Below are 13,490 nucleotides of genomic sequence, written 5' to 3'. Positions count from 1 at the left end.
TTTTTAACCAGTTATTAAAAAACAAGGAATAATTAGAGGATTGCTGCTAACTGTGTATAAAGCAGGAACCTTATGTTAAAACGAGACTGCCTAGAAAATACATTAGAGGGAAAGGCAAAAAAATACACCCTATTGGATAAGATGTATTTGTATTACTGCAATCTGGTAACTTCAACTGATTGAATATTGAATTGTCTCAGTCTCGCCTTAATTCGTCCGGTATCTTTCTTCAAGCTCTATTGGCTTACTCAATTGTTTGATACGCTCTACAATTCTTCCCGCTTTAATTGTCTCCACATCACCACGGTTCGATGTGGCCAGATGTTTTTCAAGCTGATCAAGATTAAAATTCGATGTAAAAAATACAGGTAATTCCTCTGTCATCCGGTATTGAAGAATCGCACCTAATACTTCGTCACGGAACCATGGAGAAATAGTTTCTGCCCCTATATCATCAAACATGAGCACATCAACATTTTTAAAATGATCCATTTTTGACTGTAAGGAATCATCCTGGATTGATGATTTCATTACACGGACAAATTCAGGCATATAGATCATTGCAGCCCTGACATTCCGTTTTTTCAGTTCATTTGCAATAACACCTAATATATAGGATTTACCAGTTCCAAACGGCCCGTGAATATATAGACCTTTATGAAAATTTTCCCTGCTGTAATTTTTCACAAAATCAATCACTTCTGTTACAAGCGCTTTTCTTTCATAAGTGTCCGTCTTTAACTCTGTTAATTCTGCCATTCTGATTTGTTTCGGCATATACAAGCTTTGAACGAGGGACTCTTTCTCTTTTCTCAAGTCATCCTGCACTTTATTGGAACACCTTTCATAGCGTAAAGAAATTTCCTTCCCTTCTAGTTCCACGTGAGGGGTATACCCTTTTAAAATATTCACACAACCCGCTAAATTAGGACAATTTTCGCAGTCTTTAGATGCTTGATGATATTCATATAATTTCATCAAATTACGGTTAATGTCTTTCTCATCAAGTTCAATATGCTCGCTTAAAATTGCCTGGATTTTGGGATCATTCAGGACCTCTTCACTGATTGCCTGATAAGTTTGTTCTATTTTTTTATTTGAATTCATCCATCGTTTCATTGCGGATTGAATTGGTTCCATCTCTATCATCCTTACTCATCATTTGCATGTTGGCGTAAATATTCTGCAAGCATTGCATCTGCTTCCTTCGCTTTCTTCGCCTTTTCTTCCTCTGTCTCTGTTAGTTTCGTCTGTTTCTGTTCATCTTTTTGCTTCTTATACCAATCCGGGACGATATCCTTTTTATTGGATGAATAGCTTGTCCGATTCTGTGATGTGGAAAAAGTCCACTGTTGATACTTTTTATTCTCTGATTTCGCTAATGTCATTGCCTGCCTAACTGTTTTTACATTTTTTCTTGCCCAGTGGCTCGCAATTTTTTCTAAGTAACTTTTCGTCAGCTTCATATCTGTTTTCAGCATAACATAATGAATCAGCACATTCATTACACCAGGATTCAATCCTTGCTGTGTCATTACCTCGCTTATCACCTTTAAGTCCTGATTCGAAGCAGTCGCACCGTCAGTTAAATCCTGCAACAGTTCCTTAGGAGAAATATGTTCCAGCATCTCAATAAATTGCTCTTCTTTTGATTTATTTTCACTGTCCTTATCTTTAGAAGCAATTTTTTCACGATCATCCACTACTTTCAGGGATACTTTCTGGTTAGATGATTTTGCGAAATCAAAACAAGCTTCCTTAAATTCCTGGCGATTGAAACGGTTATCCTCAGCTATTGCCCATATTAACGCTTTTTCAATTTCCTGATTGGTTAAATTGTATAACCCGGCCATCTGCTCGATTAACTTCTGATTACTGGCCGTTAAAATTGCTTTTTTCGGCAGCATGCGCTGTTCCAGTAACTGACCAATCCAGTCAAAATCAATTTTTGCACCTGTGAAAATTCGTTCTTCTTCTTCCTCATGCTCTTCTTCAGCAAGATTTACCTCTGCTGCATTTTTCACTTGAAAAACATCTTTAAAATGAGCAGTTGTTTCAACCATATGTGATTCATCGACATTACTTTTCTTTACAAAAGCTTCCTGTAACTTATCAAACTTCTCTTTTCCTATTTCATGGAGCAGCAGCTGACTGAGAAAATCATTGTCAAAAAAGGACGATGCAGAATATGGCGGGTACAGAAGGTAACGAAAAATCTTGTCATCCGGCTGACTGAATTCATATGTCTTTAATAAACCAATCGCTTCCAGCTTTCTTCTGGCACGGTATATCCTGTCTAACGGTAAACCAATATAGTTCATCAACATGTGATGTGTCTGATAATTATCTGATGAAAAGAATAGCATGCATTCTGTATGCAATGTCTGATATAAGCACAATGCATCGATGCCAATTAGCGGCTGGTATAAGTGTGTTAACACCTTAGTAAACGAACTTGGTACATCACGTGACAATTCAACGATATAACGATCTGATGGCAATATTTTTCCCAGGTCACCTAAGCTCATTTCGTCCGCTCCTTACTTCTTATCATTGTCAGATCGAATCAAATCTTTCAATTCATCGAGAAATACGTTAATATCTTTAAACTGGCGGTATACTGATGCGAATCGGACATAGGCGACTTCATCAATATGTACAAGCCGATCCATTACCATCTCACCAATATCATTACTCTGTATCTCTGATGTACCTCGATTTCGTAATTCTTTCTCAATATCAATAGCTATATTCTCTATTTGTTCTAATGCAACAGGGCGTTTCTCACACGCTCTAATTAAGCCGCGCATTAGTTTATCACGGCTGAATTCCTCTCTTGTTCCTTCTTTTTTTACAACAATTAATGGAACTTCTTCTATTCGTTCAAATGTGGTAAAACGAAATTGACAAGATTCGCATTCTCTGCGGCGGCGAATAGAACGTCCTTCCTCAATCGGCCGCGAATCTAAAACTTTCGTGTTTTTGTAATGACAATGTGGACATCGCACAGTAGATCATCCTAACTTTTATTCTGTCGTTCCTACAAAATCTAATTCTTTTTTTATTGTATCATATAACTTGGGAATTAATTTATGGCTGTAACCGAAATCAAACGGAATGGCTGACTCAGTTGTCGCAGAAATATCGATCGCCGTACGGTACGGTTTTACCATAATAATTGTCATTATGACGAATACCTTACGACCAGCTTTATAATTAAAACTCATCTCACCATGATCTTTTGAAACTCCAACAATTTCACATTCCTTCATATTACGGAAAAGTGGTTCTAATTTTTCAAACGCTTTATCTTTTGTCGTCTTAAAGTAATGAGTCTGCAATGCAGGATCCCAATGTTTATCTCTTGTTTCCGAGTGATTATTAAAATTTTTATTTAACGTATTACGAAATGACATTTCTCGATCACACCCCAATATGTATTTATAGTTATTCCTATTTTAACACGTTTTCATGTAGAAAACGACGAAGAACTATAATAAAACAGAGATACAGTTGTATGCTGAAAATAAACGAAGCGCTATCCGCAATGGATTAGCGCTTATCTGTTTCATTATTTTACTGTGCCTTTATATTCTGGATCTGAACGGCTCCCATACCTCGTGGTACTTCAATTTTCTCTGATGTTTTTGCTTCTAACTCATCTTCGATAAATTGTACAGCAACGTGCGGATCAATAATATCACCACATGTGTAGACATCAATGCTAGCATACCCGTGCTCTGGAAAACTGTGAATCGTCAAATGTGATTCTGATATTATAACAACGCCACTCACGCCGAATGGAGCAAATTTATGAAATGCAACTTCCCGCACTTCAGCTCCGGCTTTCAAGGCTGCATTAACAAACGTTTTTTCTAACCGTTCCATATCGTTTAATATGTCAAGATTACATTCCCATAATTCTGCAATAACATGTCTTCCCATTGTATCCATTTTGTTATTCCCCCTTAATTCATAAGTTTCTTTCGAAATTAATGCATGAACGACCACGGGGGAAAGTTAGTCCAGAGAGGTCCTAACCCTTTAAGTCTTCATTTTTATGCATTTATTCAAAAGATCTTTTTACAAGCTTAACATATTTACTATGCTGTGCCCATAAAAGATATGCAAAAGAATTATATCTAGTTTTGGCCAATTTTACAAGTTATTTTGTCGAGATTTTGTAATAAATCTTTTTTCTTTCCCCACACACACAAAAACTGACGTGATTTATTTTTTCCCTGTTTCTGCTTTTAATCCCCATTTAGATATAATCCGTTCAATCTGCTGTTTCGATGCTTCCAGTGTGCCGCTGTTATCCACCACTTCGTCAGCCAGTTCCTTTTTCTTCCGGGCGTCCATTTGTGCGTCCATCCGTTGCCTTGCTTCCGTTTCGGAAAGCCCATTCCTGTCCATTAAACGTTTCAGTTGAATGGACTCTTTAGTGTACACAACAATCGTTTTGTCGACAAGATATGTTAGATTATTTTCAAACAGCAGAGGAATATCCATCACAATCACTTCATATCCTTCTGCAATTAGCCGTTCTTTTTCTAATTGCATCTGTTCCCTCACAGCCGGGTGAACAATCGCGTCCAGCTGTTTCCGCTTCCCAGCATCCGAAAAGACAATTTGTCCAAGTTTTTTCCTGTCTAACGTCCCATCTTCCTGTAACACTTCCGAACCAAACACTTCGGAAATCCGGGCAAGTGCCGCCTCACCTGGTTCTACCACTTTTCGTGAGACGACATCAGCATCAATGACAGGCAGATAATAATCTTCTGCCAGTATTCTGCTTACAGTACTTTTACCACTTGCAATATTGCCTGTAAGTCCGATAATCACTACATCACCACCATCTACAGGGGTGCGAGAATTATTTTCGTCACCCCAATTACAATTAATATACACCCTGGGATAAAATTTAAACGTTCCATCTTCTTTAATTGAGCGAAATATTTCCCTGTCTCGATACCCGCTTTCAGAAATAAAAATGTAATCACCGTTACTAATATTGCTGCAAGAGGAATAGATAGATGCAGCATGGATATCGCCACACCAGCACCAAAGGAATCTAATGATAAAGCGATCCCTAATACAAGTGCCTCCAGTCCATTTATTTTCCCTGAACGGTCAAGGTCTGCTTTCATCGGTTTCTTCAGTATATCAAAGAAAAAGAAGAGCTTCTTCCAATTAGGAAGGAGATGGAATGGTATCTGCACATTCGATAACAGAAAGACAATCCCGATTAAAATCAGAATACCTCCAGCGATGATCTCTGCCTGACTCTCCGATAAATACTGAACAATCAGCTTTCCAACAGATAACGAACTAATAAAAACACTGCCAACAATTACAGCGATCTTCATCATTTGCCAAATGGACAGCTCCATTTTCTTTAATCCATATGTGAAAGCAATAAAGAAACTGTCCATACTGATGGCAAATGCTACAAGAATAAGTATAATCACCGTTTACGCTCCTCTACAGAAAGATATCTGTAGTATATGGGCACAAACGATTTTCGGTGCAATTAAACTTGGCAGTTCGGACAATAATGTGTTCCCCTGCCGCTTACCTTTATCTTCTCAACAGGCGTACCACATTTTTTACAAGGTTTATCTGTCTGACCATAGACGTTTAACTCTTGCTGAAACATCCCGATCTGCCCCTGCGAATTTACATAGGAGCGGATCGTTGTCCCACCCTGTGCGACAGCTTTTTGTAATGTAACAATAGCTGCCTGTAATATTTCTTCAAGTTTTTTTTCAGACAGTTCTGTTCCTTTTGTTAACGGGTGAATACCCGCAAGAAATAATGTCTCATCAACATATATATTGCCAAGCCCTGCTATCACTGTCTGATCTAATAAAATATTTTTAATAACACGGCTGCTTTTCTTCACTTTTTCATTGAACACTTCCTGAGCAAAGTCTGTTTCAAGCGGATCTTTAGCAAGCTGGACCAGCGGCTTACCCAGTAATTCCTCACCTTTTTTAAAAAGGTGCATTGTTCCGAATTTGCGAACATCCCTGTAACGCATTTCAGAACCGTCTGTAAAAGAAAAAATGACATGAGTATGCGGCTGATGTTCCTCTGTTTTCGGATGCACCCCATATTTCCCTTCCATACGCAAATGAGAAACCATTACATAATCTGTCAAATCAAACAATAGAAATTTGCCTTTGCGGCGGATTTCTGTTATCGTCTGGTTTTTCATCAGCTGCTTAAAGTGCTCTACATCATCAGGTTTCTGTATAATCTTTGGCCAATGGACTGTAACACTCTCCACGGTTTTTCCAATTACTAGCTGTCTTAATGTTTGTCTAATTGTCTCCACTTCCGGTAACTCTGGCATTTCTCTTTCTCCTAACTGTTATTTTGCATCATACCATGTTTCGCCATAAGAGGCGTCCACCTTTAACGGAACACTTAACTCGATGGCGTTTTCCATGACTTCTGTAACAAGCTTTTCTACAGTATCCAGTTCATCTTCCGGAACTTCCAGAATCAGTTCATCGTGTACCTGTAATAAAAGTCTTGCCTGCAGACTCTCTTTCTTTAGCCTTTTATCTAGTTCAATCATTGCCAATTTAATAATGTCAGCAGCACTACCCTGAATCGGGGTATTCATCGCTGTACGTTCAGCAAAGCTTCTAAGATTGAAATTCCTGCTCGAAATATCCGGCAAGTAACGTCTGCGGTTCATAATGGTTGTGACATAGCCATCCTGTTTTGCTTCCTGAACAATGTCTTTCATATACTCTCTGACAGCAGGATAACTCTCTAAATAACGTTCAATAAACTGCTTTGCTTCTTTTCTTGTAATACCAAGGCTCTGAGATAAACCATAATCACTAATTCCGTAAACAATACCGAAGTTAACTGCCTTCGCATGGCGGCGCATATTGCTTGTCACTTCATCTTCCTTCACATGGAATACGTCCATTGCCGTCTGTGTATGGATATCTTTATCATTAATAAATGCTGACTGCAGCTTCTCATCCTTAGCAATATGTGCAAGCACCCGTAATTCAATTTGTGAATAGTCAGCAGCGAAAATCTTCCAGCCTTTTTCGGAAGGGATAAATGCCTGGCGAATTTTGCGCCCTTCTTCAATCCTGATCGGAATGTTTTGCAAATTAGGATCAATGGAGCTTAGTCGTCCTGTTTGTGTTAAAGCCTGATTAAAACGTGTATGGATTTTTTCTGACTCCTCATGAATGACCCGAAGCAATCCTGCAATATAAGTGGAGTCAAGCTTTTTCAACTGACGATATAAAAGTAATTTCTCAATAATTGGGTGTCTGCCCTCTAACTGTTCTAATACGTCCGCAGAAGTAGAATACCCTGTTTTCGTTTTCTTCACTACAGGAAGTCCGAGCTTCTCAAACAAAATTGGCCCTAGCTGTTTCGGTGAATTCACATTAAACGGCTCACCCGCTAATTCCTGAATGTCCTTTTCTAAAACACTGAGCCGCTCTGACAGTTCTTTCCCCATATCCTTCAATCGCTGCCTGTCTACTTTCACGCCAGTCGCTTCCATTTCACCTAACACTAAAGCTAAAGGCAGTTCCAGTTCCATTAATAAATCAAGCTGCTTATTGTCAGACAGTGCCTCTTCCATCTCGTCTTTCAGCAAGTGAATCATAGATGTTTTTCTTACGATATGTTCTTGATATTGTTCCTCATCATCTGGCAGTCCTTTTTTGGCACCTTTACCGTAAACTTCTTCATCAAGTTTGATATCTGTTTTCCCGAATCTGTGGCTAATCGATGGAATGTCATGATTATTTTCTGATGGATTGATTAAATAAGATGCTAAAAGGAAATCAAATTGAATGCCTCTTATTGCAATATTTAACCTGTTCAGCAGCACTGTTATTTTCTTCGCATCAAACACATATTTTATTTTCGATTCATCTTCCGCCCATTTCTTGAAAACTGCTGATTTTTCTATTAATTCAATTGGTATATAAAAATTACCGTTCTCATTCACTATTGCTGCACCAATCATTTTTTCAGTATGATAACTTTCATCAAGAATCTCAATCTCAATTGAATCATACCCTGTAAAAAGATCTTCCGTGATCTCATCCATTTTTTTAAATGTAATTTCTTTCATCGGTTTGCTTGTTTCTATTTCTTCGTTGTCATCTCCGGAGATTCTGCCTGTTAATGACTGAAAGCCCAGTTCACTGAATAATGCCCGTACTTGCGAAGGATCATAACCTTCATACGCTATATCCGATAACCCTATCTCCAAGGGAGATGATTGATTGATTGTAACGAGCTCTTTGCTCATAAATGCATCTTCTCTGTGATTTGTTAAGTTCTCTTTTAACTTTTTACCTGAAACTTCATCTAAATGTTCATACAAATTCTCCAATGTTTTATATTGCTTTAGCAGTTTGACAGCTGTTTTTTGTCCGACACCTGGTACACCGGGAATATTGTCTGATTTATCTCCCATCAATGCCTTTAAATCAATGATTTGGTCTGATGAAATCTCCATTTCCTCTTTTAACGTGTCAGGTGTATATGTCATTACATCACTAATTCCTTTTTTCGTCAGACTGACATCGACCTGATCTGCAACGAGTTGAAGCAAGTCTTTATCACCAGATATCACCTTTACTTTCCAGTCTTCCGCTTTCGCCTGATTTGAGATCGTTCCAATAATATCATCCGCTTCATAGTTTTCCAGCTGGTAATGCTTAATCTGGAATGCATCCAGCAGTTCACGAAGTAAAGAAAACTGTTCACTCAGTTCAGATGGGGTCTTTTCCCTGCCTCCTTTATATTCCTTGTAGGTTTCATGGCGAAATGTCGTTTTCCCTGCATCAAATGCTACAAGTAAATGAGTCGGTTTTTCTTCTTCTAAAATTCTCAAAAGCATTGTGGTAAAACCGTACACCGCATTTGTATATACACCTTTATCATTATTTAGTAACGGCAATGCAAAGAACGCACGATAGGCAATACTATTTCCATCAATTAAGATTAATTTATTGGACATATTTTAAAGTCTCCTTTACCTAATCTGATCTTGAGTTTATTTTACCATTAATCTTGTCCATTATCATGTTATAGGGAGCTGTAAAAGAAAAGAAGAATAGCGGAATAAAAAAAACACATAATATGAATTATGTGCAATTAACGGTCCTTTTTATATTGAAGGCTATGCAAGTATTCCGGCCGTATTCCCCCAAGTGCACAAGCTGTACCTCCTCAAGTAAAGGTCACTTGAGGAGTAATTTCTCTAATGTAGCTCGTCTTCAGCCTTCTTTTCAGCTACTCTGTATATCCTAATAATATATCGGCATATGGTGAGCCTTGCGGAATAATGATCGTTGTTTCCCCATCAATTGTTTGTTTATAAGATTCGAGTGTTCTATATAATTGGTAGAAATCCGGGTCACGGGAGAAGGAGCTGTTATACATTTCAGCTGCTTCCAATTCCCCTTCTGCACGTATCTGCTCCGCTTCTGCATTTGCTTTAGAAAGCATTTCTGTCACTTCACGATCAGCCTGGGCAATAATTCTCTTTTTCTCTGCCTCTCCCTGTGATAAATAACGCTGTGCCTGTGATTCACGTTCAGAGATCATCCGGTTATAAATAGACTGTTCGTTTTCTTCAGGTAAATCTGTCCGCTTGATTCTTACATCATCTACCTGGATACCATAATTATCACGAACAAGTAACTCATTCACCCTTTCGGTAATCCGCTGGTTCAAGTCACCTCTCGTACTTCCTTCATCATTAATTATTTCCTCATAATTCATTGCCCCTAATTCTGAACGGATCACTGAAAAAATAAACTCTCCCATCCTCGCTTCTGCTCCAATTTCAGTACGGGCATTCGCAATCATTAATGCAGGATCAGTAATTTCCCATATCGCATAATTATCAATAATCATTCTTTTCTTATCCAATGTATTAATTTCACGCTCATTAACATCATATACAAGCTTCTTATTTGGCAGAGTAGTAATCGACTGGAACAACGGAATTCTGAAATTAAGCCCTGGTTCACTCTCAATCCGAACCACTTCGCCAAATTGACGTACAACCTTATACTCGCCCTCTTTAACAACAAACATACTGCTAACTGCAACAATAGCAATGATAAGCAGTAACAGGAGCGATAAACCGATCTTTACATATCGTTTAATTTCTTTTGGAGACAATTTCTTCATCTCATAAACATTATCATTATTGGTTGTCATTAGCAGACCCCTCCTTACTAGCTTCCTCTGTATTCCCTTCTGCATCCTCTGCCGGCGGTATCGTTGCTGCCGATCCATTCTGGCCAAGTGGCAAATATTTAATCGTATTGCCATCATCATTCATAATATAGATATTCGCATCTGGTAATACTTCATCTAACGTTTCCAACACTAACCGCTGACGCGTAATATCAGGGTTACTCTGATATGCATTATATAACGCATCAAACCCTGCAACATTACCCCTTGCTGTTTCAATCCGTTCTACCTTATCACCTTCTGCACGGGAAATTATAGCGTCTTTCTCCCCTTGTGCTTCTTCTATTATCTCATTACGATATTTATCTGCTTCATTTTTCTTTGTATTCATTGTTTCTCTCGCATCGGTTACTTTCATAAATGCCTGTCTTACTTCCTCATTTGGCAAGTCTACTTCCTGTAATTTCACATCTTGAATAGCTATCCCAACTTCATAATCTTCCATCACGGAAACTAACAGGTCTAACACCTGATTCTCTATTTCAGCTTTTCCATCTGTTAATGCTTCATCAACTGTGGAGGATCCAATAATGCTCCGTAATGAAGCTGAAGTGGCATTGTATAAAACTTGTTCGGGATCGTCAGCATGAAATAAATATTTAGCAGGATCAATGATTTTCCACTGAACAACTAAGTCTGCCTGTAAGATATTCTCATCCCCTGTAATCATACGGACAATATCCGCATTTTCCGCATTCTCCTGATCATAACCAAAATTCAAACTAAATGTCTCTTTTGATAATTTCTCTACGGTCTGTATTGGCCATGGCAGCTTAAAATGAAGTCCGGGTTCTGTTATCCCTTCATCTGCTTTACCAAATGTTATGACAACCGCCTGATCTGATTCATCCACCGTATACCAGCTTGTCAATCCAACAATAGCGAGTACTACAGCAGCAATCACAATTCCAATCCAACTGTATATTTGCTTTAACGTCATTCATATTCCCCCTGTATAATATAAAATGATTCTAATATATGTACGGATATATTAGTAAAAAGGTTTCATCATTTAAAAAAATTGGTTACAGCTTGTCACGACTATTTGCCTAAGCCAACAAAAAAAGCAGCAGGAATAATCCTACCACTCTTTTGGAAGTGTAACAGTGAAAGTAGTACCTTTATTCACTTCACTCTCCACTTCAATTTTTCCCTTATGTGCCTCCACAATGTGCTTGACAATTGCCAATCCTAACCCTGTTCCGCCTGTATTTCTGCTTCTGGCACGATCGACACGGTAAAACCGTTCAAAAATACGGTGAATCGAATCTTCAGGTATGCCGATGCCTGTATCAGAAACCTTCACTTTTATCACTTCCTCTTCACTGCTCATCAATAAAGCGATCTTCCCTTTTTCCGGTGTATAATTAATCCCATTATAAAGAAGATTAAGGACAACCTGCTGGAGTCTGTCTGGATCACCATAAAAAGTAATTCCCTCTTCGACCTCTACTGAAAATATGATCGATTTATTTATTACCTGTTGTTCAATTAATGTGGTAATATTTGTGATCCACTCATCTACTTCAATTAATTTTTTCGATAGTTGCAACTCTTCTTTTTCTAACTTGGAAAGTTCTAATAAATCTTGCACTAATGCTTGTAATCTCGTACTTTCCTTTAAAATAATATCAATAAATTGTCTGGATAGTTGTTCATCTTCCATCGCTCCATCAAGCAATGTTTCCGAAAATCCTCTAATGGAAGTAATTGGTGTCTTCAATTCATGGGACACATTTGCAACAAAGTCTTTACGCATTTGTTCGACTCTTTTCAAATCAGTGATATCATGAAATACAAGCACAGCGCCTTTTAGTTCTTTTACATCATTAATTACCGGTGCCCCGACAACTTCTATATGGTGTTTCTGCCCATCAATTAACCTTGTAATCGCACCGGTCATTTTTTCTTCGTAAAGGAAAGTTTCCTGAACCACTCTATGGATACTTTTTTGAGCCAAAACATCGTAATATAGATAACCGATATAATGTAAGGAATTTTCCCCAAACATTTGCAAGAACTTACGATTTACGAGATGGACATATCCGCGTTCATCAATTAACATCAAGCCGCTTTCCATGTTATTGATTACTGTTTTCCATTGACTGCCCTGCATTTTTTCCTGTATGTACATTTCCTGTAAGTTACGTGCAAGCTGATTAATTAATTCACTTAATTGCTGAGCTTCTCCAGCTGGTTTTACATATGTACGAACATTATAGTTTCCTTTAACTAATTCGTTTGTTACATTAATGGAAGCACGTATTGGCTTTACATAATTTTCAAACAAATGATACATTAAAACAAGTACAATAATATAACCGATAGCTAGTGCGAAAATAACAAAAAACCGGTCATCGCCTGTAGTAAAAGGTACGACGACAATGCCGATCAAAATAAAGACAGAAGTCATCATTACTATGTATCGTAAAAACAGATTGCCTTTATTCTCATCCCCCATTAAGACGGTTCCTCCATTTTGTAACCTAATCCTCTGATTGTTTTTATGTATACGGGATGCTTGGTGTCTGGTTCTATTTTTTCCCGCAAATGACTGACATGAACATCAACAATTCTCGTATCTCCAACAAAATCATAATTCCATACAGCACTAAGCAACTGATCTCTTGATAATACTTTTCCTTTATGTTTTGCCAGGTAGTGCAGTAATTCAAACTCTTTTCTTGTAAAGCTCAATGTATCCCCATTGATTGTTGCTTCATATTGTTGAGGATAAATAATTAAATCCGATATTTTAATGAAGTTCTGATCAGATGGTGTATTTCTCTGTCTTGTCCGACGTAAGATTGCTTTTATCCTCGCCACCACTTCTTTGGGACTGAATGGTTTTGTTAAATAATCATCTGCACCTAACTCCAATCCCAGAACTTTATCAAATTCATCATCTTTTGCTGTCAGCATCAGAATTGGTGTATCCACTTGTTTTTGTCTTAATGCTTTGCAAACCTCTGTACCTTCCATACCGGGAAGCATCAGATCAAGCACAATCAAATCGAATTCTCCAGTCGATGCTTTCTCTAAGCCTTCCATCCCATCGTAAGCTACATCTGTTTGAAATCCTGATTTCTCAATATTATATTGTAAAAGTGTCACAATTGATTGTTCATCATCAACGATTAAGACTTTCTCTTCCATTCAAGCACCCCATCTATTATCTATATTACTCTTATCATACATTGAGGAGAAACGAATGTGAATAG

The 13,490-nt window shown here is 37.9% G+C and carries 13 protein-coding genes; all 13 read right to left on the bottom strand.

Annotated features, from left to right (window positions below):
* Nucleotides 1–207 precede the first annotated feature (207 nt).
* Complete coding sequence (gene dnaI / locus BMW36_RS15415; RefSeq protein WP_089742724.1) at nt 208–1,140, bottom strand: primosomal protein DnaI; 933 nt, start codon at nt 1,138–1,140, stop codon at nt 208–210.
* Between the two features lie 11 nt (nt 1,141–1,151).
* Entirely contained in the window at nt 1,152–2,528 is a 1,377-nt protein-coding gene (locus BMW36_RS15410) for a replication initiation and membrane attachment family protein (protein WP_089742722.1), read from the bottom strand.
* Nucleotides 2,529–2,540: 12 nt separating this feature from the next.
* Entirely contained in the window at nt 2,541–3,008 is a 468-nt protein-coding gene (gene nrdR, locus BMW36_RS15405; protein ID WP_089742720.1) for a transcriptional regulator NrdR, read from the bottom strand.
* A gap of 18 nt (nt 3,009–3,026) precedes the next feature.
* Nucleotides 3,027–3,416 carry a cytosolic protein gene (locus BMW36_RS15400; RefSeq protein ID WP_089742718.1) on the bottom strand — a complete coding sequence of 130 codons (390 nt, stop codon included), beginning with the start codon at nt 3,414–3,416 and terminating at the stop codon, nt 3,027–3,029.
* A gap of 160 nt (nt 3,417–3,576) precedes the next feature.
* Nucleotides 3,577–3,954, bottom strand: a complete 378-nt coding sequence (gene speD / locus BMW36_RS15395) for an adenosylmethionine decarboxylase (RefSeq protein ID WP_089742716.1) — start codon at nt 3,952–3,954, stop codon at nt 3,577–3,579.
* A 276-nt stretch (nt 3,955–4,230) separates the two neighbouring features.
* A complete protein-coding gene (gene coaE / locus BMW36_RS15390) occupies nt 4,231–4,845 on the bottom strand; it encodes a dephospho-CoA kinase (protein WP_089742715.1) in 615 nt (204 codons plus the stop codon).
* A 14-nt stretch (nt 4,846–4,859) separates the two neighbouring features.
* Nucleotides 4,860–5,471: a sporulation membrane protein YtaF gene (gene ytaF / locus BMW36_RS15385; protein ID WP_089742713.1), complete on the bottom strand. Its 612-nt coding sequence runs from the start codon at nt 5,469–5,471 to the stop codon at nt 4,860–4,862.
* A 62-nt stretch (nt 5,472–5,533) separates the two neighbouring features.
* Complete coding sequence (gene mutM / locus BMW36_RS15380) at nt 5,534–6,358, bottom strand: DNA-formamidopyrimidine glycosylase (RefSeq protein ID WP_089742711.1); 825 nt, start codon at nt 6,356–6,358, stop codon at nt 5,534–5,536.
* 18 nt (nt 6,359–6,376) lie between these two features.
* Complete coding sequence (polA, locus tag BMW36_RS15375) at nt 6,377–9,019, bottom strand: DNA polymerase I (protein WP_089742709.1); 2,643 nt, start codon at nt 9,017–9,019, stop codon at nt 6,377–6,379.
* 275 nt (nt 9,020–9,294) lie between these two features.
* Nucleotides 9,295–10,230, bottom strand: coding sequence for a protease modulator HflC (gene hflC / locus BMW36_RS15370; RefSeq protein ID WP_175480489.1), 936 nt, complete (start codon nt 10,228–10,230; stop codon nt 9,295–9,297).
* The gene (gene hflK / locus BMW36_RS15365) at nt 10,217–11,209 is read right to left on the bottom strand and encodes an FtsH protease activity modulator HflK (RefSeq protein WP_089742707.1); all 993 of its coding nucleotides are present in this window, start codon (nt 11,207–11,209) and stop codon (nt 10,217–10,219) included. Before hflK ends, hflC begins: the two co-directional genes overlap by 14 nt.
* Nucleotides 11,210–11,350: 141 nt before the next feature.
* A complete protein-coding gene (gene pnpS / locus BMW36_RS15360; protein ID WP_089742706.1) occupies nt 11,351–12,730 on the bottom strand; it encodes a two-component system histidine kinase PnpS in 1,380 nt (459 codons plus the stop codon).
* A complete protein-coding gene (locus BMW36_RS15355; protein WP_089742704.1) occupies nt 12,730–13,425 on the bottom strand; it encodes a response regulator transcription factor in 696 nt (231 codons plus the stop codon). Before BMW36_RS15355 ends, pnpS begins: the two co-directional genes overlap by 1 nt.
* Between the last annotated feature and the right edge of the window lie 65 nt (nt 13,426–13,490).

Source organism: Gracilibacillus ureilyticus (genome assembly GCF_900111195.1).
Lineage (GTDB): Bacteria > Bacillota > Bacilli > Bacillales > Amphibacillaceae > Gracilibacillus > Gracilibacillus ureilyticus.
The sequence above is the reverse complement of the archived record's forward strand: the minus strand, read 5'-3'. Positions and strand labels throughout refer to the sequence as shown.